Raw genomic sequence first — 19284 nt, forward strand, 5'->3', positions numbered from 1 at the left:
TGACTTAATTCCAATCGCAACCTTTACGATTTTCATATAGGGTTCTACTTTTCTTTTCGTTGAAAAATCCTTGTATCCCGAACATATCCAAACACTTGAATGATGTCTCCTTTTTGGATGAATGGGATTCGCTCTTTCTTTAGGATGTTTATAAGTTCATCGGTCATATCACATACGTCTGGGTCAACGATGACTCCTTTATAGAGCAACATCTTCGACCGCAATCGAATCCATTCAACGACCGTAAAGAAGACTCCACCCAAATGTCATCCCAATCTAAAATTTATGAATTGGGACAATTCTTCACTCGGAAACAACGTATCTTCTCCTAAGTATTTGATTTGATATGGCGGCAAATACGGTAACGTCGCGCTCACTGTTTGACCGAGGCGCTTCCATCTCGTCTCATTCATCACCGATGTCAATTGCCGCTCTTCTATTTCTTGTAACTCTTTTTGTCGGTCCATCGCTGTTCATCCTTTCTCACATGCGAGTTCTAAGCGCTTGATTGCCCGCAACACACCTTCACGGTTGTGCTTTTGCTTCATCCACTTGGGCAAGCGACTCTCAATACTGCGGTTCGCGCCGTCGCTTGTCCGAACACTCGCTTCCACGTACTGTCTCATATACGCGAGGTGCTCCTGATTATAAGCCCATAGGACATGACCACAACAACCAGTTTGCAGATAGAGCGGCAATCTGAAATGTACATCGAAAGCTCCGCCGATGTATTTCGTACCGCTCTGCTTCATTTGTAGATAACCGCACTGAAAACAGCTCAAGCGTGCCTCATTAGCCTTCTCCATAACGTCCGCTCGTCCCCCACAACGTGGACAAATCACGACCATCTGACCCATGAATGTCTCAAGTCCTCTGCTCTCTAGTGAAAATCGATTTGTCACGTCATCGCCTCCTCATTTCATTATACAAAAAACCAGCGAAACTAAGCTCGCTGGTCAAGGTAGTGGACTATTAAATCAATTGTTACATCTCAAACTTGACGAGACCGTTCACTCTCTTTCCCAATAATAGTGAACCGGCCGAATTTCAATCCTCCAGCCTAACGATTCCGCTTCGGGCACTTGGGTCGTCGGATGGATGGAAGCAATTCTGACCGCGTCCTCTATGTCCGCCGCTTCAATCAAAAAAGTACTTCCTACTACTTCCTTTGACCCCAAGACTGGTCCATCCGTTATCTTGATCTGATCAGCATGACGCTTGACTTCTTTCACACTCGCTTCAAGCTCAATATCTAATACAACCTGCTCACTTGCATAAAACTGATGTAAGTATGGTTCACAAGTAGCCATGATTCGGTCTATTTCATGGTCCGTCTTTTCATTCATTTTTTCAGCATTGAAATAGCCTGTTACCAAAAACATCATGTTCGCTTCTCCTCTCGGGTCGAGTATATGTTTCACTACTTTATTCCCTAGTTCAGGTCGAAATAGCTCCTATGAAACGAGAGGGGTTCAATCCAAAAAAGACGGTCGACATGATTTCATGTCAACCGTCTTCCTCAATCTATTCAGGATTATCCGATCGAACCTTCCATCTCAAACTTGATGAGACGGTTCATTTCGACCGCATATTCCATTGGCAATTCTTTCGTGAACGGCTCGATGAAGCCCATGACGATCATCTCGGTCGCTTCTTCTTCCGAGATACCACGGCTCATGAGGTAGAAGAGCTGCTCTTCTGACACTTTCGAGACTTTCGCTTCGTGCTCGAGCGAGACTTGGTCGTTCAAGATCTCGTTGTACGGGATCGTGTCCGACGTCGACTCGTTGTCCATGATGAGCGTGTCACATTCGATGTTCGAACGGGCACCTTTCGCCTTACGGCCGAAGTGGACGATTCCGCGATACGAGACTTTTCCGCCTTGTTTCGAAATCGACTTCGAGACGATCGACGACGACGTGTTCGGTGCGAGGTGAATCATCTTCGCCCCAGCGTCTTGGTGCTGCCCTTTACCGCCGAGTGCGATCGAGAGCGTCATCCCGCGTGAGCCTTCACCTTTTAAGATGACGGCCGGGTACTTCATCGTGAGTTTCGATCCGATGTTGCCATCGATCCACTCCATCGACGCGCCGGCTTCACAGACGGCACGCTTCGTGACCAAGTTATAGACGTTGTTCGCCCAGTTTTGGATCGTCGTATAGCGGCAGTATGCGTCTTTGTTGACGAAGATCTCGACGACAGCAGAGTGAAGCGAGTTCGTCGTGTAGACCGGTGCCGTACATCCTTCGACGTAATGGACCGAAGCGCCCTCGTCGACGATGATGAGCGTCCGCTCGAATTGACCCATGTTTTCCGAGTTGATGCGGAAGTAGGCTTGGAGCGGTTGCTCGAGTTTCACACCTTTTGGCACATAGATGAACGAGCCACCTGACCAGACGGCCGAGTTGAGTGCCGAGAACTTGTTGTCCGTCGGCGGGATCAATTTCCCGAAATACTCACGGAACAAGTCTTCGTTTTCTTTCAAAGCAGTGTCCGTATCTTTGAAGATGACACCTCTTTCTTCGAAGTCTTCTTGCATACTATGGTAGACGACCTCTGACTCGTACTGAGCCGAGACACCTGCCAAGTATTTTTGTTCCGCTTCCGGGATTCCGAGCTTATCAAACGTCCGTTTGATTTCTTCAGGTACCTCGTCCCATGAATGTTCCGTCTTCTCAGACGGTTTGACGTAGTACGTGATCTCATCAAAATCAAGTGACGTGAGATCGCCGCCCCATGTCGGCATCGGCATCTTGCGGAACTGTTCGAGTGATTTTAAACGGAACTCGAGCATCCATGCCGGTTCTTCTTTCATGTTCGAGATCGTTTCAACGATTTCTTTCGTCAAGCCGCGGCCTGAACGGAAAATCGAGATGTCTCGATCATGGAAGCCATATTTATAATCGCCAACGTCTGGCATGTTTTTCGCCATATCGGTCTCCTCCTTCTACTTACGCTTCCTCGTCGACTCCCTTTTCAAGCGCTTTCCACGCGAGCGTGGCGCACTTGATACGAGCCGGAAACTTTGAGACACCAGACAACGCTTCGATGTCGCCTAGGTCGAACGTGTCTGTATCGTAGTCTTTCCCTTGGACCATCTGTGAAAAGATGTTAGCCAATTGGAGCGCTTCGTCTACAGACTTGCCTTTTACGATTTGGGTCATCATCGATGCCGAGGCGAGACTGATCGAACAGCCTTCCCCTTCGAACTTGGCATCTTTCACGATTCCGTCTTCGACTTGAAGTTGGAGTCGGAGTGAATCCCCGCACGTCGGGTTGTTCAAGTCGATCGTCACGCCATCTTCGATGACGCCACGGTTTCTTGGGTTTTTATAATGATCCATGATGACTTGTCGGTACAACATGTCGAGATTGTTAAAACTCATAATTGAAATACTCCTTCGTTTGACGTAACCCTTCGATGAAGCGATCGACTTCATCTCGTGTGTTATACAAGTAGAAGCTCGCTCGGGCAGTCGATGATTGCTTCAGGAGGCGCATGAGCGGTTGGGCACAGTGATGACCGGCCCGTACCGCGACCCCTTGCATATCCAAGACGGTCGCAAGGTCGTGGGCGTGGACATCGTTCAAGTTGAACGTGACGAGCCCTACGCGCTCCTCAGGACCGAAGATCTCGATCCCTTCGATCGTACGCATCTGTTCGATGGCGTACGTCACGAGCGCCCGTTCGTGCGCCTCGACATTCTCGAGACCAAGGTCTTCTAAAAAGTCGATGGCGGCAGCCAAACCGACCGCACCGGCGATGATTGGCGTTCCCGCTTCAAAGCGGTACGGGATATCTTTCCACGTCGACTCATACAAGTCGACGTAATCGATCATCTCACCGCCGAACTCGACCGGCTCCATGTTTTTAAGCAGCTGTTTCTTCCCGTATAAGACACCGATCCCGGTCGGACCGAGCATCTTATGGCCAGAGAAGGCAAGGAAGTCACAATCGAGCGCTTGGACGTCAAGCTTCCGGTGCGGCGCGCTTTGCGCCGCATCGACGACCATGACCGCGCCTTTTTCGTGGGCGAGTTGCGCCACTTCCGCGACTGGATTGATCGTGCCGAGCACGTTCGAGACGTGACTCATGGCGACGATCTTCGTCCGGTCCGACAACACTTCCCTCACCGCGTCGAGCGTGATTCGGCCGTCTGGCGTCAATTCGACGTAACGGAGTTTCGCGCCTGTACGTTTGGCGAGCTGTTGCCACGGAATCAAGTTCGCGTGGTGCTCCATCGGTGTGAGAACGATCTCATCACCCGCGCTGACGTTGGCGTCCCCGTAACTGGAAGCGACAAGGTTGATCGCCGTCGTCGTCCCACGCGTGAAGATGATCTCTTCCGGTACTGAGGCGTTGATGAATGAACGGACACGCTCCCGCGCCCCTTCATACGCATCCGTCGCGTGCGTGCCGAGCGTATGGACGCCACGGTGCACGTTCGAATGGATGCGGCGATAGTAATCCTCGATCGCCTCGATGACAGCAAGCGGTTTTTGGGAGCTCGCCGCGCTGTCGAGATAGACGAGCGGATGGCCGTTGATTTCCTGATCTAAAATCGGGAACTGTTTACGAATCGAGGCATCAATCATCTTAACGCACTTTCCCTTCGATGACTTCACGGAGACGGTCTTTGACCGACTCGATCGCGAGTTGCTCGACGACCGGGTTCAAGAATCCGTGAATGATTAAACGTTCTGCTTCTTTACGTGACAGACCGCGGCTCATCAAGTAGTACAACTGAATGTCGTCGACGCGTCCGACTGAAGCGGCGTGGCCGGCCATAACGTCATCCTCATCGATGAGGAGGATCGGGTTGGCGTCACCCCGTGCTTTTTCAGACAACATGAGAACGCGTTCCGTTTGGACACCGTTTGACTTCGAGGCACCGTGATGAATCATCGATGTCCCGCTGAAGATCGCTGTTGCCGAGTCTTTTTGAACACCGTGGATCAAGATGAACCCTTCCGAAGACTTCCCGAAGTGGTCGGTCCGGATGTTAAAGTTTTGCTTCTGCGCGCCACGACCGATCGTGACTGCTTTCGTGTTCGAGTACGTGTTGTCTCCGACGAGATGCGTCTTCGTCTCGACGAGCGTGTTGCCGTCGTTCATATGTCCGAGCGCCCAATCTAGGTGAGCGTTCTCGTAGACGACACCGCGGCGGTTCATGAACGTGAGTGCTGACTCAGCGAGCTGGTCGACCCCACCGAATACGACTTTCGCGTTCGCTCCGACGAACACTTCCGTCACGGCGTTGACCGTGTGCGGCTCATTCGTGTTCGACAAGAAACTTTCGACATACGTCACTTCACTGCCTTCATCGGCGACGACGATCGTATGGTGGTACAACGAACCGTTCGCTTGTTCCATCGTGAAGATGGCTTGAAGCGGGTCTTTCAATTGCATGTTTTTCGGGACGTACAAGAAAGCCCCACCGTTCGTGAGCGCTGCGTTCAAGGCAGACAAGCGATCTTCGTCAATACGAACGCCTTCTGTCATGAAGTATTTCTCGACGAGGTCTGGATGTTGTTCCATCGCTTGTTGGATTCCCATGAACAAGACGCCTTCTGGCATCGTAAGTTCGTTATAGACGACATGACCGTTGCGTTCAACGAGCACGTTTGTCCGGTGGTCTCCGAGCAATGCTTCGATTTCAGGCGTCAACCCGTCAAGCTTCGCGAGCTCGACGTCTCCGCTTGTGAAATCCCATTTATCAATCTTGATTTTTTCAACTTTAGGCAAGGCGAGAGTCGGCGCAAGTTCTGCTGCTTCTTTACGTCGGTTGACCATCCATGCTGGTCCACCGAGCGCCTCTGCACGTGCCGCTACTGCTTGTGCATCTAATTCAAATTGTACGGTCATCGTACAGCCCCCTTACGCTTCTGTGTCTACTGTCATCCCAAGATCTTGCTTCACCCAGTCGTAACCTTCTGCTTCGAGTCGTTGTGCGAGCTCTTTGCCGCCCGACATGACGATTTTACCGTCGATCATGATATGGACGAAATCTGGCTCGATGTAGTTGAGGAGACGCTGATAGTGCGTGATGATCAAGCAGCCGAACTCTTCAGTGCGCATTTCGTTGACACCTTTAGCGACGACTTTGAGCGCATCGATATCAAGACCTGAATCGATCTCATCAAGAATCGCGATGTTCGGTTTAATCATCATCATTTGAAGGATTTCGTTACGTTTTTTCTCTCCGCCCGAGAAGCCTTCGTTCAAATAGCGGTGTGCCATTTCTGAAGGGATTTCAAGAACGCCCATCTTCGAATCAAGTTCGCGGATGAATTTCATAAGTGAGATTTCTTCGCCTTCTTCGCGGCGCGAGTTGATCGCTGAGCGCAAGAAGTCGGCGTTTGTGACTCCGCTGATTTCAGCTGGATACTGCATCGCGAGGAACATGCCTGCTTGCGCACGTTCATTTACTTCCATCTCGAGGACGTCTTCTCCGTTCAAGTCGACGCTCCCTCCTGTCACTTCGTACAATGGATGACCCATGAGGGCAGATGCGAGTGTTGATTTACCAGTCCCGTTAGGACCCATGATGGCGTGAATTTCGCCACCTTTAATTTCAAGATTAAGACCTTTGACGATCTCTTTTCCTTCGATTGAGACGCGGAGGTCATCAATTTTCATGTGTGGTACGTTAGACATTCGGATACCCCTTCCGTTTTCTCGCCATTTTTGGCGTAGATTAGATATATTCTAATCTTAATCTAGGCAATTTTTTATTTCAAGCGACTCACCTTATATTTCATTCTCAATAAAACATAAATGTTGAGAATGAGAATATCGGGAAATCAAGACATTATCCAACATTTTCCTCGACTTGAACCGAATTCGCTTGTTTTTCCCGTAGCGCGCCGGTGAAGAAGAAGGCGCCACACGCGGTCAGAACGGCTAGGCTCCCAAATACAGGGAGCGACGCGTTGTCGAAGCCGTCGAGCAGCAGTCCGCCGATGACCGGCCCGATCGATTGACCGAGTGCCGTCAACCCCATCGCCCCGAAATACGTGCCGCGCAAATGTTCCGGTGCCAAATCGTCTGTCAACACGTCCGTCATCGTGAACATGAGCACTTCCCCGACCGTGAAGATGACCATCGCGACGAACAATACCCACACCTCGGCAGCGAAGCCGATTAACAACAGCCCAATCGAGAGCGTCGCGATCCCAAAGAACAGCGACTTGATCGGCGAGACGCGAATGCCGAACCTCATGATCGGATACTGCACGATGAGCACGGTGATCGCGTTGACCGTCAACAGATAAGCGAATAGGCGCGACCCGTCACTGAATCCGTCGTGAAACGCGATGAACTGCGGCAACGTCGAATTGAATTGACTGTAGCCGATGATGGCGAAGATCATGCCGATGATGACGAAGCGGAACGTCTTGTCTTCTTTTAACACGCGGAACGTCTCCGTCAGGCGCGGCCGCACTTTGACGCCGTCCCCTTCTTCAAACGGATATTTCCGGAACAACGTCGAGATGACGAGGCCGTAAAGGATATAGACGGCGGTCACGACGAAGAATGCACTCTTCGCTCCCGTAAGTGACAAGACGACCGCAAGCAGCGGTCCGATCGCCGCAGCGATGTTGATCATGAAGTAGCGCACATTATAGACGATGACGCGCTGGTCGGGTTGCGTCGTGTCGCTGATCAAGGCTCGTGACGCCGGTTCAAGGAATGAACGTGAAACGCCCATCAATACCGAAAATATGTAAAACCAAACGAGCTCCGTTGCGAGTGCGAAACCGGTGAACGTCAAGGCGTTCAAACCGATACCGATCAACATCAGCTGTTTGCGCCCGTAGCGGTCAGACAGCGTCCCCCCGAAAAAGCTCATAAATAGACCGGATAATGCCGACGTCGCGAACACCGTCCCGATCACGCTCGCCGAGAAACCGAGCGTCGCGAGATAAATCGCAAAAAACGGCATGACAAAAAACGTCGACAGCCGTGCAAAAAATGTACCGAACAAGACGCCTAGCGTCAGCGGATGAATGTGTCGTATGCTCACCCGGATCCCCCCTTTTTCTACATATAAATAGTTTACTTCTATTATTGAAGCAAAACCACTGCAAACAAAAAAGGCCCGGGATGTCCCGAGCCTAAAATCAATCATTATTTAACCGGTACGACCGCACCTTTGTACTCATCCAAGATCCACTGTTGTGTCTCTTCTGATGTCAATACTTCAAGGAGTGCCTTGACGCGCTCATCGTCTTCGTCGCCTTCACGCGTGACGATCAAGTTGACGTACGGTGAGTCTTCGCCTTCAAGAGCGATTGCGTCTTCGAGCGGGTTGAGGCCGGCATCGATCGCGTAGTTCGTGTTGATGAGGACGGCATCGCCTTCACCGTTGTTGAACGCTTGCGGGAGAAGTGCCGCTTCGACGTCCGTCTTGAACTCCAAGTTTTTCGGGTTGTCGACGATGTCAGCGACTGTCGCGTCTGTCGTCTTGCCGTCAGCGAGTGTGAGCAAGCCTTCTGTTTGAAGCATCGTCAAGATTCGTCCGTGGTCAGCGACCGACGAGCTCATGATGATTTCAGCGCCGTCCGGAAGCTCATCGAGTGATTTGTAGTCTTGTGAGTAGACACCGATCGGCTCGATGTGGACGCCGCCGGCTGAAGCGAATTTATAGTCTTTGTTCTCAGCCATTTGTGACTCGAGGTACGGCTCGTGTTGGAAGTAGTTCGCGTCGAGCTCACCAGCTGCGAGCGTCTTGTTCGGGAGCACGTAGTCTTGGAACTTCTTGATTTCAAGCGTGTAGCCTTTTTCTTCATATTCGTCTTGGACGTGCTCTAAAATCTCGGCGTGTGGTACGTTCGACGCGCCGATGATGAGCGTCTTGTCGTCGCCCGAGCCTGATTCTGAGTCCCCGCCGCCACATGCCGCGAGAATTGTGAGTGCTGATGCTGCTGTCAATCCGAGTACTGTTTTCCATGATTTCATTATAAAACCCTCCATATGATTGTATTTGATTAAGCTGATCGCTTATCGATTTTTGAGACGAGTCGATCGCCGATGAACTGAACGACGAAGACGATGACTAAGATCAATACGGTCGCGACGAACGTGACGTCGCTTTGTGAACGCTGGAACCCTTCGAGGAACGCCAAGTTCCCGAGACCACCACCCCCGACGACTCCGGCCATGGCCGTGTAACCGACGATGGCGACGATCGTCACCGTGATGCCTGACACGATGGCCGGGAGTGCTTCCGGGAACAACACTTTATAGACGATCTGCCATTTCGTCGCGCCCATCGACTCGGCCGCCTCGATGACACCGCGATCGACTTCGCGGAGTGCGAGCTCGACCATACGTGCATAAAACGGGGCCGCACCGATGATGAGCGCCGGGAGCGCCGCCGTCGAGCCGAGCATCGTTCCGACGAGAAGGAGCGTGAACGGAATGAGCAAGATGATCAAAATAATGAACGGGATCGAGCGGAACACGTTGACGACCGCGCTGATGATCGTGTAAATCGGACGATTCTTCATCATGAGCGGTTCGTTCGTGACATATAAGAGCATGCCGAGGGCGAGACCGATGACGAATGTCGCGGCTCCTGCGACGAGCGTCATATAGAGCGTCTCCCACGTCTGTTCGAGCATGACTTGCCAATCTACATTAGGAAACATCGCTTTCTACCTCCACTTCCACTGCCTGCAATCGGATTGAGGCGATGGCCCGCTCGACTTCAGCCGGCTCTCCGATCAATTGGATGAATAGCGTTCCGAGCGCGCCGACTTGGGACTGCGTCACGTTACCGCCGATGATGTTGAAGCCGATGTCGTGCTGTTTCAACACTTCCGATAAAATCGGCTGTTCGGCCGTCTCGTTCAAGAACTTAAGTTTGACGATTTGGCCACTCGGATAACGTGCTTTCAAATGCTCGAACGTGAGCGACATGTCGTCGACGGCACCGATCTGTTTGACGAACTCTTTCGTGATCGGCTGTTCCGGATGTTGGAACACGTCCGCGACTTGGCCGGTCTCGACGACTTTCCCTGCCTCCATGACGGCGACGCGATGACAGATCTTTTGGATGACGTGCATCTCATGGGTGATGAGGACGATCGTCAGTCCGAGTTTCTTATTGATGCTGACGAGCAGTTCGAGAATCGAATCGGTCGTCTTCGGGTCGAGTGCGCTCGTCGCTTCATCGCAGAGGAGCACGTCTGGATTTGTAGCGAGCGCGCGGGCAATCCCGACTCGCTGCTTTTGACCGCCCGATAGTTGCGACGGATAGCTGTCTTCACGTCCGGCGAGACCGACGAGATCGACGAGCTCTTGGACGCGGCGTTTACGTTCACTGGCCGGTACCCCGATCAGTTCGAGCGGGAAGCTGATGTTCTCAGCGACCGTGCGCGACCATAATAAGTTAAAGTGTTGGAATACCATCGAGACGTTTTTGCGCACCCCGCGCAGTTCTTTCGGAGTGAGCTTCGTCAGCTCGCTCCCTGCGACGACGATTTCACCGCTTGACGGTGACTCGAGTCGGTTGAGCAGACGGATGAGCGTCGACTTCCCCGCCCCTGAATATCCGATTATTCCAAAAATTTCGCCGCTCTCGATTGTGAGCGACACATCATCGACCGCCTGGACTCGACCGTTCTTCGTGTCGAACCATTTGGCCACATTACGTAATTGAATCAATACCTTTCCCTCCTGACAACAAAAAAAGTACACACGTTTGAGCAAACGTGCGTACTTTATCGGTACGGACAACGATTGCTCTCATCTTCCAAGGTTCTCACCTTGCTGGAATTAGCACCATTTCGGATTGCTCCGCGGTTGCTGGGCGTCATAGGGCCAGTCCCTCAGCCTCTCTTGATAAGAGTGTTGTTTATTCGATTAGCTTTATAATAGCGACACATTATTTTCATGTCAAACTATTTTGTGCGAAAAATCAAAAAAAGGTGCCATCCGAGGATGACACAGAACGTAGCACCTTGAGTCACGGAAGGACAACCCATAGATGAAACTCTTTTGCCCGATCAGAGTGTTCATCCTTATATGGGGGATTCAAGCCATCCATCACTCGGCCTTAGAACGTACCATGCGGTTACGCGGTAGGTGTCCCTGCGCTTGATTTTTTTGGGGGACAATCGAAGGGAAGGTCCACCTAAAAGTCGCGTAAAGTGATGCACCGGCTGTTCTAAAACGTCTTGATGGCTGGAGAATCTCGTCCTATATTGTGTTCAAGTAAGATGTTGTAATGAATATACCATTCGTGAACTTTTTGTGTCAACTGATTATTTAAAATTTTCTGATTATTCTAATCATCCTATCTCATTTAACGAAAGATAGGACGTGCTGTACGTTTTGGAACGCATATAATCGGTCTTCGACTTGGCCGTCTTTAAGCTTTAACAGCGCCGGGACGCTCATCACTTGATACGCTTCTAACTCTTGCGGGATAAAGTTGGCGTCCTGCTTGTCAATCGCGAGTGTCGGGTCGACCGCTTCGACGACGGCGAGCATCCGCTCGGCCACAGCGCATGTTCCACACATCGGGGCGTATATATATAACAATCCGTCTGTAATCATTGTTCTCACCTCTTTTATAAGTATATGAATGTGAGCCGATCTGTTCAAAAGTTGTGCTCACCCCACGAATTTTCTGAATCGTTCAACATTTCCTGTTGACGCTTCACGAAAAGAGGCATAGTATGGTCATTAACTTTAACGCTTTCGTACATAACAGCATATACGTAGAAAAGGACAGGTGAATCGACTTATGACGGAACAAACGAAACTGACAGGCAAACAATTTTTGATGAACGTATTGAACGGACTCAGTCTCGCTATTTTAATCGCCCTCATCCCGAGCGCGTTGCTCGGTGAATTAACGAAAGCCATCTTACCGTATTTTCCGTCTTTGCAGTTCATCTTAGACGCGACGACGATCGCGATGCGCCTGCTCCCGGTCATCATCGGTGTCACCGTCGCGATGCAATTCGGACGCTCGGCGCTCGAGGCCGGGACGATCGGTATCGCGACCCAGGTCGGGAGCGGCGCTATCCGTATCGAGGAAGACGCGTTCCTCATGGCGGGAATCGGCGACGTCATCACGGCCGGTGTGACCGCCGCCCTCGCGACATATATGGTAATGCAGCTGTCGCCACGCTTAAAGACGTACACCGTCCTCGTTTTACCGATGACGGTCATCGTCATCGCCGGCGGAATCGGCATGTTCTTACTCACGTACATCTCACAGATCACGACGTACATCGGCACAGTCATCATGACGATGACTGAACTCCAACCGATCGTGATGGGCATGTTGATCGCGATGGCGTTCTCGCTCATCATCGTCTCCCCGATCTCGACGGTCGGGATCGCGACGGCGATCAGTCTGTCCGGTGTTGCCGCCGGGGCCGCTAACCTCGGCGTCGTCGCAGCCGGTTTTGGTCTCGCTATCGCCGGGTGGCAGATGAACGCGACCGGGACGTCGCTCGCTCACTTCCTCGGCTCACCGAAAATTCAAATGGCGAACTTCGTCCGTCGTCCGATCATGATGCTCCCTGTGCTCGCGAACGCGGCCATTCTCGGGGCGCTCGCCGGTATCCTTCGTATCGAAGGAACACCGATCAGTGCCGGATTCGGTGTCTCTGGACTGATTGGACCTGTCAACGCCCTGCACTTGATGCCAGGCGGATTCGCGCTCTGGAACGTCATGCTCGTCATCGTCTTGTTCGGCCTCATTCCGGTGACGCTCGGGATTGTCTTCTATCGCCTGTTCAACCGGACATCACTCATCCAGCCTGAACATTACCGCCTCGACTTCGACTAAATCAAAAAATCCCGGCTTCTCATAAAGAGAAACCGGGATTTTTGTTAGCCTTGAATCATCGTTTCATATTCTTCTGCCGACATGAGTTTGTCGACGTCCGTTGAATCGTTCAACTCGACTTCGATCATCCATGCGCCTTCGAACGGTGCTTCGTTGACAAGTTCCGGCGAGTCCGCGAGTGATTCATTCACCGCCGTGATTTTCCCAGAGATCGGTGCGTACAGTTCAGACACCGTCTTGACCGATTCGACCGAACCGAACGGCTCGTCGAGCAAAATCGTGCCGCCGACTTCAGGAAGTTCCACAAACACGATGTCCCCTAGTTCGCTTTGTGCGAAATCCGTGATCCCGATGCGGGCAACGCTTCCGTTCACTTCAACCCATTCGTGTTCTTTTGAATAACGTAGATTTGCAGGTACTTTGCTCATCTTGACTTCCCCCTCAAATAAATTAGAATCACATGTGTATTATAGCACTTAGCCCCAAACGTCTGTAAATGACTTTTCTGAAAAACCGACCGTCGATTTTTGACCGTCAGTGACGATTGGGCGCTTTAAAAGCATACCATTGCTGACTAAAAGCTCGATTTGTTCGTCTTCTGACAAATTCGGGAGCTTATCTTTAATACCTTCGTTACGATACACTTGCCCGCTCGTATTGAAAAACTTTTTGAGCGGTAATCCTGACTGTTGCCAGATCGACGTGAGTTCATCTTTTGACGGTGTCGCCTCGACGATATGAACGTATGTATACGCGACGTCGTTCTCCTTCAACCATTTCTCTGCCTTCTTACACGTACTGCATGGCGGATAGCCATATAGTGTCACCATGTTTCATCACCTCTTGTTTTACTGTAGCATACTCCATTCCCGCAAATCACGCTTCGAGCAAGCGTGCGATTTCTCGCTTCAGCGTCGCGTTGACCGGGTGACGCGCTTCGATATAGCTCAGCATCGCCGCGGCCGCTTCGACCGACTTGCCGTAACCTGGAAGCCATTCGCTGAGCCCGGCGACGAGCTCCGGGTGCCGTATCTCGACCCGGCGCGTCGGATTGAACGGGTCGCCCGTCTCTCCATGTGCTTTCAACACGTTGTTGACGGCCGCGACTTGGATGAGTTCGAAGCCGGCGAGCTTCTCTCCGCGTCGTTCACGGAGCAGACCGACGTACAGGTTCGTCAGCGCCTCTTCGTAGCAGTGCGCGGCGTCGGGAGCCTGTGTGACGAGTTTCGGCGTCGCGAACGATTCGAGCGCTTCCTCCCGCTTCCAGACGATCCGTCCCGGAGTGTAGGCGATGTGTGGCATCTCAGGCAAATCGAAGACGGCGAACTCGGCGTAAATACCGTCCGCATACATGACTTTATGGCCGTCTTTCGTGTTTTGGAACTGGTAAGCGATCGGTTCAACCTCGAGCCAGTCCAAGTTGTCGATGAAGCGGGTTTTTCGTCCGTCCTCGACGATCAAAAAGAAATCGAGGTCGGAGTAGTCGTCGAGCCGCTCGGTCTCGAGGCCAATCGAACCGAGGGCGAGCAGCATCAGCGCCCCTTCTTGTTTCGCGACCAAACGCCCGATTCGTTCCATTCGTTCCAACAGTTGATCTCGTCTCATAAACATTCCTCCTTTTCCTCATTGTACGTTCTGATCAAACGAAAAAGAAAGGGCTGACCGCGTCCGGCCACCCCTCCCTGTTCGAGAAATTTTTATTACAGAATTTGCGAACGAGAAAGCCCACTCCTTTAGTGGTGGGATGAACGTGAGCTTGATTTCGGAGTCCCGTTAGTCGGAATTTCAGAAATCAACAAGCAGAATCTTATCCCGATAAAATGTATCACTCTAATAAATCTAATGATACAATGGACGTATGAACAACTACAGAAGAACCAAAACCACCGTATCGATGATCCATTATCATTTCGTGTTCTGCCCGAGGTATCGCCGAAAACTATTTGATGACGATACGTTCGAGCAACGATTCAAAGAGATCGTCCGTGATGTCTGCGAAGAGCTCGACATTCGACTCATCGCCATCGCGTGTGATCGGGACCACACACATCTATTCTTGTCGGCGTTGCCATCCCTCAGCCCGTCTGACATCATGGCGCGCATCAAAGGCGTCTCGTCGAAGCGACTACGAGAGGAATTTCCCCATCTCACACATCTCACAAGCCTTTGGACGAGATCCTTCTTCGTCTCGACGGCCGGAAATGTTTCCAGCGAGACCATCAAGCGTTATGTCGAGGAACAAAAGACAAGGAGGTGACACCGTGTCGCAGACATTGACGGTGAACATCAAACTTCATCCGACAAAAGAGCAACAATCGATCTTAGAGCGGATGATGCGCACCTACATCGGTACGACGAACCAGCTCGTCTCGGACATGGTGCAGGCTCGAGAAAACTTAAAGCTGACGAGCAAAAACGTGAGTTCCGATCTGCCGAGCGCCGTCAAGAATCAGGCCATCCAGGATGCGAAGAGCATGTTCAAAAAGGCGAAGAAGAAGGGCTTCCAGGTCGTCCCTGTCCTCAAGAAGCCGTACTGCACCTGGAACAACCAAAACTACTCGTTCGACTTCGAGTCGATCTCCTTCCCGGTCATGATCGACGGAAAGGTCAAGAAGACGGCGATCCGCGCCGAGATGGTCGACCCGGACAACCGGAACGCCACGCTCCTCGCCAACAAGCTCGGGACGCTCCGCATCATCAAGAAGTCGAACAAGTGGATCGCCCAGATCGCCGTCACGATCCCCACGACGGAGAAGGGGGGCACCAACGTGCTCGGGGTCGACCTCGGCCTGAAAGTCCCCGCCGTCGCATCGACAGATCGTGACAAGGCGCGGTTCTTCGGGAACGGGCGTGAGAACAAGTATATGAAGCGCAAGTTTCGTGCGAAACGGAAAGAGCTCGGTCAACAGAAGAAACTGGATGCGATCAAGAAGCTGAACAACAAAGAACAGCGCTGGATGAAAGACAAAGATCACAAGGTGAGCCGTGAGATCGTCGACTTCGCGAAAGAGAACAAGATTTCTGTCATCCGCCTCGAAAGATTGGCGAACATCCGACAGACGGCAAGAACAAGCCGTAAACACAACAAGAACCTGCACACCTGGTCGTTCTATCGCTTGGCACTATTCATCACGTACAAGGCAAAGCTCGAAGGCATCAAGGTCGAATCTGTCAATCCGGCCTACACCTCCCAGACATGCCCTTCTTGTGGAGCAAAAAATAAAGCGAAAGACCGAACATATTCCTGTCCGTGCGGATTCAAAAAACACAGAGATCTAGTCGGTGCGATGAATATCCGATACGCACCTGTGGTCGATGGTAACAGTCGACCAGCCTGAGAACCTATACGGTCTGTCTCAGGAGGGGTGATGGCACACCCTCATCTGAAGGCTTGAACAAAACAGAAATGGACTGCGTTCGCACAAGCACTTCAGAATCCCACTCATACCGAAGGGGTGAGCTTGCGGCTTTAGCCGTGGGAGTGTCAAACGATGAACTTGTTCGCTTTGATGAGACTCGCTGCGACTTCGCGCTTCGTACCGATGACGTTGATTGGCTGATAGCGGCTGAACTTCTTCATCGCCGAGAGCAACATCCGTTGCTCGTCGCCTGACGCTGCCGCGTACAACACTTCTTTCGCCATGAGCTCGACTTGCTTGAACACTTGCTCGGCGAAGATTTCCGTGTAACGTACTTTTTGTTGGTTCTTATCGATACCAGTCCGCGCAATCGCTTTATCCGTCCGCGCAATCGCCGCTTCGAGCGCATAGATGGCGCTGATGATGTCGGCGATCTTGGCGAGGATTTCTTGCTCGTTTTGGAGGTTCTGCTGATATTTCTGGACGGCTGTCCCGGCGATCATCAAGTTGATCTTCTTCATGTTCGATAGAAGCATCTTCTCGCGCGCGAGCGGTGAACCGTCGAGCTCTTGCGGCATGTAGCTCATGAGCTCTTTTTGGAGCTTCTGTGCTTCGGCGAGGAGTGGCAAGTCGCCTTTCATCGCTTTCTTGAGGAGCGTGCTCGGGACGATCAAGCGGTTGATCTCGTTCGTTCCTTCGAAGATCCGGTTGATCCGTGAGTCACGGTACAAGTTTTCGACCTCGTACTCGGTCATGAAGCCGTAGCCGCCGTGAATTTGAACGGCTTCATCGACGACGTAGTCGAACGTCTCAGACGCGAACACTTTGTTGAGCGAGCATTCGATCGCATACTCCGCGATCGATTGGGCGACTTTCGAGCCGTCGCGCATGTTCTCGTCACCAAGCGCGTCGAGGCTGTCTTGGAACAAGCCGCCTGTGCGGTAGACCGAGCTCTCCATCGCGTAAATGTTCGCCGCCATCGTCGCTAATTTTTCTTGGATGAGCGGGAATTGACTGATCGGCGTCTTGAACTGCTTGCGTTCGTTCGCGTATTGGACCGAGAGATCGAATGCACGTTTTGATGAACCGACCGCTCCGACCGCGAGTTTGTAACGACCGACGTTCAAGATGTTGAAGGCGATGACGTGCCCTTTACCGACTTCACCTAACAGGTTATCGACCGGGACTTCGACGTCTTGTAAAATGAGCGTCCGCGTCGACGATCCTTTAATGCCCATCTTCTGCTCTTCAGCACCTGTCGAGACGCCGTTGTAGTCGCGTTCGACGATGAAGGCGCTGAACTTGTCGCCGTCAATTTTCGCGTAGACGACGAACACGTTAGCGAAGCCTGCGTTCGTGATCCATTGTTTCTCACCGTTCAAGACGTAGTGCGTTCCAGCCTCGTTCAAGACAGCTGTCGACTTCGCGCCGAGCGCGTCCGACCCTGAGCCTGGCTCTGTGAGCGCGTACGCTGCGATCCATTCGCCCGTTGCGAGCTTCGGCAAGTACTTATGCTTTTGCTCTTCTGTCCCAAAGAAGACGATCGGAAGCGTCCCGATCCCGACGTGAGCGCCGTAACTGAGGGCAAACGAACGGGCTTTGGCGAACCGTTCCGTGATGATCGATGACGAGATCTTGTCGAGCTGATAACCGCCGTACTCTTCAGGTACATCGGCACCGAGCAGACCGAGTTCGCCCGCTTCTTTCAACAGTTCGACCGAGAGATCGAACTCATGTTTTTCGATGCGTCCAAGTACCGGCATGACACGGTCGTCGACGAAACTCGACGTCGTGTCCCCGATCATCTTATGCTCGTCTGAAAAGTCTTCCGGTGTGAAGAGACGATCCGCGTCGAGTGCGTCAATGACAAAGCTACCGCCTTTAATCAATTCGTGTTCTGTACGTTCCATAGTCATTTCCCCCTTATAGTAATTCGAAGACGCCAGCAGCGCCCATTCCGCCACCGATGCACATCGTGACAACCCCATATTTTTCATTGCGTCGTTTCATTTCATGCAGAATCGATACCGCTAGTTTCGCGCCCGTACAACCGAGTGGATGGCCGAGGGCGATCGCGCCGCCGTTGACGTTCACTTTGGACGGGTCGATGCCGAGTTCACGGATGACGCCGAGTGATTGGCTCGCGAACGCCTCGTTCAACTCGAACAATCCGACTTCTTCAAGCTTCACGCCAGCCATCTCTAACGCTTTCGGGATGGCGACGACTGGTCCGATCCCCATCACTTCCGGGCGGACCCCGCCGACTGCGAACGAGAGGAACTTCGCCATCGGCTTCAAGCCTTGGCGTTCCGCCTCTTCCCGCTCCATGACAAGTACGGCTGCAGCGCCGTCTGATACTTGTGACGCGTTACCGGCTGTGACCGACCCTTTGATTTTGAAAGCTGGACGCAATTTGCCGAGTGCTTCGACCGTCGAGTTGGCCCGGACGCCTTCGTCGTGCTTGACGACAAATTCACGTTCCGCGACTTTCCCGTCTTCACCGAGGACGTGCTCGATGACCGTCACCGGCACGATCTCTTCTTCGAACTTGCCGCCCGCGATCGCAGCCGCCGCTTTTTGATGGCTGTCGATGGCGAACAGGTCCTGGTCAACTCGTGAGATGTTGTACTCGGCCGCTACGCGCTCAGCCGTGTGTCCCATGCTCATGTAATACTCAGGCGCCGTCTCCATGATCGTCGGGTTCGGACGGATGACGTGTCCGCCCATCGGGACGAGGCTCATCGATTCCATTCCGCCGGCAATGATCGCCGTCGCTTGACCGATCATGATCTTCGCTGCCGCGTCCGCGATCGCTTGAAGGCCTGACGAGCAGTAACGGTTGATCGTGACGGCGGGCACTTCGTGTGATAGTCCACCGCGTACGGCCGCATAACGGGCGATGTTCATCCCTTGCTCCGCTTCCGGCATGGCGCATCCCATGATGACGTCGTCAATCGGTCCCGTGTATCCCGACCGCTCGAGCGTCGCTTTGATGGCGTGACCTGCGAGCTCGTCCGAACGAACGTTTCGGAACGACCCGCGTTTTGCTTTTCCGACCGGTGTCCGTGCACCGGCCACGATGACTGCTTCTCTCATCTGTTAAGTCCCCCTTT

20 protein-coding genes, 1 pseudogene and 1 riboswitch are annotated in these 19284 nt (G+C 52.3%); of the genes and pseudogenes, 3 read left to right on the forward strand and 18 right to left on the reverse strand.

Annotation, left to right across the window (positions count from 1 at the left end):
• Positions 1-44 precede the first annotated feature (44 nt).
• The 13 genes and pseudogenes from EVJ22_RS15685 to EVJ22_RS02815 form a co-directional block, all read right to left on the reverse strand.
• Positions 45-467: pseudogene (locus EVJ22_RS15685) on the reverse strand (DUF6678 family protein).
• Positions 468-473: 6 nt separating this feature from the next.
• Positions 474-626 (reverse strand): hypothetical protein, encoded by a 153-nt coding sequence (locus tag EVJ22_RS15445; RefSeq protein ID WP_016510087.1) that lies wholly within the window; start codon positions 624-626, stop codon positions 474-476.
• 384 nt (positions 627-1010) lie between these two features.
• Positions 1011-1385 carry a YciI family protein gene (locus EVJ22_RS02765; protein ID WP_131441429.1) on the reverse strand — a complete coding sequence of 125 codons (375 nt, stop codon included), beginning with the start codon at positions 1383-1385 and terminating at the stop codon, positions 1011-1013.
• 149 nt (positions 1386-1534) lie between these two features.
• Positions 1535-2932, reverse strand: coding sequence for a Fe-S cluster assembly protein SufB (gene sufB, locus EVJ22_RS02770; protein ID WP_070328746.1), 1398 nt, complete (start codon positions 2930-2932; stop codon positions 1535-1537).
• A gap of 19 nt (positions 2933-2951) precedes the next feature.
• The gene (gene sufU, locus EVJ22_RS02775; RefSeq protein ID WP_070328745.1) at positions 2952-3386 is read right to left on the reverse strand and encodes a Fe-S cluster assembly sulfur transfer protein SufU; all 435 of its coding nucleotides are present in this window, start codon (positions 3384-3386) and stop codon (positions 2952-2954) included.
• Positions 3376-4596 carry a cysteine desulfurase gene (locus tag EVJ22_RS02780; RefSeq protein WP_131443102.1) on the reverse strand — a complete coding sequence of 407 codons (1221 nt, stop codon included), beginning with the start codon at positions 4594-4596 and terminating at the stop codon, positions 3376-3378. Before EVJ22_RS02780 ends, sufU begins: the two co-directional genes overlap by 11 nt.
• A gap of 1 nt (position 4597) precedes the next feature.
• A complete protein-coding gene (gene sufD, locus EVJ22_RS02785; RefSeq protein ID WP_131443104.1) occupies positions 4598-5866 on the reverse strand; it encodes a Fe-S cluster assembly protein SufD in 1269 nt (422 codons plus the stop codon).
• A 12-nt stretch (positions 5867-5878) separates the two neighbouring features.
• Positions 5879-6640, reverse strand: coding sequence for a Fe-S cluster assembly ATPase SufC (sufC, locus tag EVJ22_RS02790; RefSeq protein ID WP_131443294.1), 762 nt, complete (start codon positions 6638-6640; stop codon positions 5879-5881).
• Positions 6641-6812: 172 nt separating this feature from the next.
• Positions 6813-8027 (reverse strand): MDR family MFS transporter, encoded by a 1215-nt coding sequence (locus EVJ22_RS02795; RefSeq protein WP_131443106.1) that lies wholly within the window; start codon positions 8025-8027, stop codon positions 6813-6815.
• 104 nt (positions 8028-8131) lie between these two features.
• The gene (locus tag EVJ22_RS02800; protein WP_070328740.1) at positions 8132-8962 is read right to left on the reverse strand and encodes a MetQ/NlpA family ABC transporter substrate-binding protein; all 831 of its coding nucleotides are present in this window, start codon (positions 8960-8962) and stop codon (positions 8132-8134) included.
• Positions 8963-8991: 29 nt separating this feature from the next.
• The gene (locus tag EVJ22_RS02805; protein ID WP_071397922.1) at positions 8992-9654 is read right to left on the reverse strand and encodes a methionine ABC transporter permease; all 663 of its coding nucleotides are present in this window, start codon (positions 9652-9654) and stop codon (positions 8992-8994) included.
• Positions 9644-10672, reverse strand: coding sequence for a methionine ABC transporter ATP-binding protein (locus EVJ22_RS02810; RefSeq protein WP_131443108.1), 1029 nt, complete (start codon positions 10670-10672; stop codon positions 9644-9646). The genes EVJ22_RS02805 and EVJ22_RS02810 overlap by 11 nt, the downstream gene beginning before the upstream one ends.
• Positions 10673-10750: 78 nt before the next feature.
• Positions 10751-10856: riboswitch (SAM riboswitch) on the reverse strand.
• A gap of 452 nt (positions 10857-11308) precedes the next feature.
• Positions 11309-11566, reverse strand: coding sequence for a thioredoxin family protein (locus EVJ22_RS02815; RefSeq protein WP_131441425.1), 258 nt, complete (start codon positions 11564-11566; stop codon positions 11309-11311).
• A gap of 190 nt (positions 11567-11756) precedes the next feature.
• Here EVJ22_RS02815 and EVJ22_RS02820 point away from each other — a divergent pair, with 190 nt between their 5' ends.
• Positions 11757-12812: a PTS sugar transporter subunit IIC gene (locus EVJ22_RS02820; protein ID WP_131443110.1), complete on the forward strand. Its 1056-nt coding sequence runs from the start codon at positions 11757-11759 to the stop codon at positions 12810-12812.
• 44 nt (positions 12813-12856) lie between these two features.
• On the opposite strand, the gene gcvH is transcribed toward EVJ22_RS02820, so the two are convergent.
• From gcvH to EVJ22_RS02835, 3 genes are read right to left on the reverse strand one after another with little or no spacing between them, the layout of a single operon-like run.
• A complete protein-coding gene (gene gcvH / locus EVJ22_RS02825) occupies positions 12857-13240 on the reverse strand; it encodes a glycine cleavage system protein GcvH (RefSeq protein WP_071397925.1) in 384 nt (127 codons plus the stop codon).
• 48 nt (positions 13241-13288) lie between these two features.
• A complete protein-coding gene (locus EVJ22_RS02830; RefSeq protein ID WP_131443112.1) occupies positions 13289-13642 on the reverse strand; it encodes an arsenate reductase family protein in 354 nt (117 codons plus the stop codon).
• Positions 13643-13688: 46 nt separating this feature from the next.
• A complete protein-coding gene (locus EVJ22_RS02835) occupies positions 13689-14417 on the reverse strand; it encodes a hypothetical protein (RefSeq protein WP_233589574.1) in 729 nt (242 codons plus the stop codon).
• 253 nt (positions 14418-14670) lie between these two features.
• Here EVJ22_RS02835 and tnpA point away from each other — a divergent pair, with 253 nt between their 5' ends.
• Positions 14671-15069 carry an IS200/IS605 family transposase gene (gene tnpA, locus EVJ22_RS02840; protein WP_083274102.1) on the forward strand — a complete coding sequence of 133 codons (399 nt, stop codon included), beginning with the start codon at positions 14671-14673 and terminating at the stop codon, positions 15067-15069.
• A 4-nt stretch (positions 15070-15073) separates the two neighbouring features.
• Positions 15074-16150, forward strand: coding sequence for an RNA-guided endonuclease InsQ/TnpB family protein (locus tag EVJ22_RS02845; RefSeq protein ID WP_070328733.1), 1077 nt, complete (start codon positions 15074-15076; stop codon positions 16148-16150).
• Positions 16151-16296: 146 nt separating this feature from the next.
• Here EVJ22_RS02845 and EVJ22_RS02850 read toward each other — a convergent pair whose 3' ends face one another.
• Both EVJ22_RS02850 and EVJ22_RS02855 read right to left on the reverse strand, forming a co-directional pair.
• Positions 16297-18081 (reverse strand): acyl-CoA dehydrogenase family protein, encoded by a 1785-nt coding sequence (locus EVJ22_RS02850; protein WP_071397928.1) that lies wholly within the window; start codon positions 18079-18081, stop codon positions 16297-16299.
• A 13-nt stretch (positions 18082-18094) separates the two neighbouring features.
• Positions 18095-19267 carry an acetyl-CoA C-acetyltransferase gene (locus EVJ22_RS02855; RefSeq protein ID WP_016510281.1) on the reverse strand — a complete coding sequence of 391 codons (1173 nt, stop codon included), beginning with the start codon at positions 19265-19267 and terminating at the stop codon, positions 18095-18097.
• Positions 19268-19284 lie beyond the last annotated feature (17 nt).

Source organism: Exiguobacterium sp. SH0S7 (assembly GCF_004337195.1).
GTDB classification, from domain to species: domain Bacteria; phylum Bacillota; class Bacilli; order Exiguobacteriales; family Exiguobacteriaceae; genus Exiguobacterium; species Exiguobacterium aurantiacum_A.

Bases quoted from the DNA above. Each gene is read 5' to 3' on its own strand.
- EVJ22_RS02805 (WP_071397922.1), bottom strand. From the start codon at position 9,654: ATGTTTCCTAATGTAGATTGGCAAGTCATGCTCGAACAGACGTGGGAG.
- sufC (WP_131443294.1), bottom strand. From the start codon at position 6,640: ATGAAAATTGATGACCTCCGCGTCTCAATCGAAGGAAAAGAGATCGTC.
- EVJ22_RS02830 (WP_131443112.1), bottom strand. From the start codon at position 13,642: ATGGTGACACTATATGGCTATCCGCCATGCAGTACGTGTAAGAAGGCA.
- sufU (WP_070328745.1), bottom strand. From the start codon at position 3,386: ATGAGTTTTAACAATCTCGACATGTTGTACCGACAAGTCATCATGGAT.
- tnpA (WP_083274102.1), top strand. From the start codon at position 14,671: ATGAACAACTACAGAAGAACCAAAACCACCGTATCGATGATCCATTAT.
- sufB (WP_070328746.1), bottom strand. From the start codon at position 2,932: ATGGCGAAAAACATGCCAGACGTTGGCGATTATAAATATGGCTTCCAT.
- EVJ22_RS02855 (WP_016510281.1), bottom strand. From the start codon at position 19,267: ATGAGAGAAGCAGTCATCGTGGCCGGTGCACGGACACCGGTCGGAAAA.
- sufD (WP_131443104.1), bottom strand. From the start codon at position 5,866: ATGACCGTACAATTTGAATTAGATGCACAAGCAGTAGCGGCACGTGCA.
- EVJ22_RS15445 (WP_016510087.1), bottom strand. From the start codon at position 626: ATGAGACAGTACGTGGAAGCGAGTGTTCGGACAAGCGACGGCGCGAAC.
- EVJ22_RS02780 (WP_131443102.1), bottom strand. From the start codon at position 4,596: ATGATTGATGCCTCGATTCGTAAACAGTTCCCGATTTTAGATCAGGAA.
- EVJ22_RS02815 (WP_131441425.1), bottom strand. From the start codon at position 11,566: ATGATTACAGACGGATTGTTATATATATACGCCCCGATGTGTGGAACA.
- EVJ22_RS02835 (WP_233589574.1), bottom strand. From the start codon at position 14,417: ATGAGACGAGATCAACTGTTGGAACGAATGGAACGAATCGGGCGTTTG.
- EVJ22_RS02800 (WP_070328740.1), bottom strand. From the start codon at position 8,962: ATGAAATCATGGAAAACAGTACTCGGATTGACAGCAGCATCAGCACTC.
- EVJ22_RS02820 (WP_131443110.1), top strand. From the start codon at position 11,757: ATGACGGAACAAACGAAACTGACAGGCAAACAATTTTTGATGAACGTA.
- EVJ22_RS02765 (WP_131441429.1), bottom strand. From the start codon at position 1,385: ATGATGTTTTTGGTAACAGGCTATTTCAATGCTGAAAAAATGAATGAA.
- EVJ22_RS02850 (WP_071397928.1), bottom strand. From the start codon at position 18,081: ATGGAACGTACAGAACACGAATTGATTAAAGGCGGTAGCTTTGTCATT.
- gcvH (WP_071397925.1), bottom strand. From the start codon at position 13,240: ATGAGCAAAGTACCTGCAAATCTACGTTATTCAAAAGAACACGAATGG.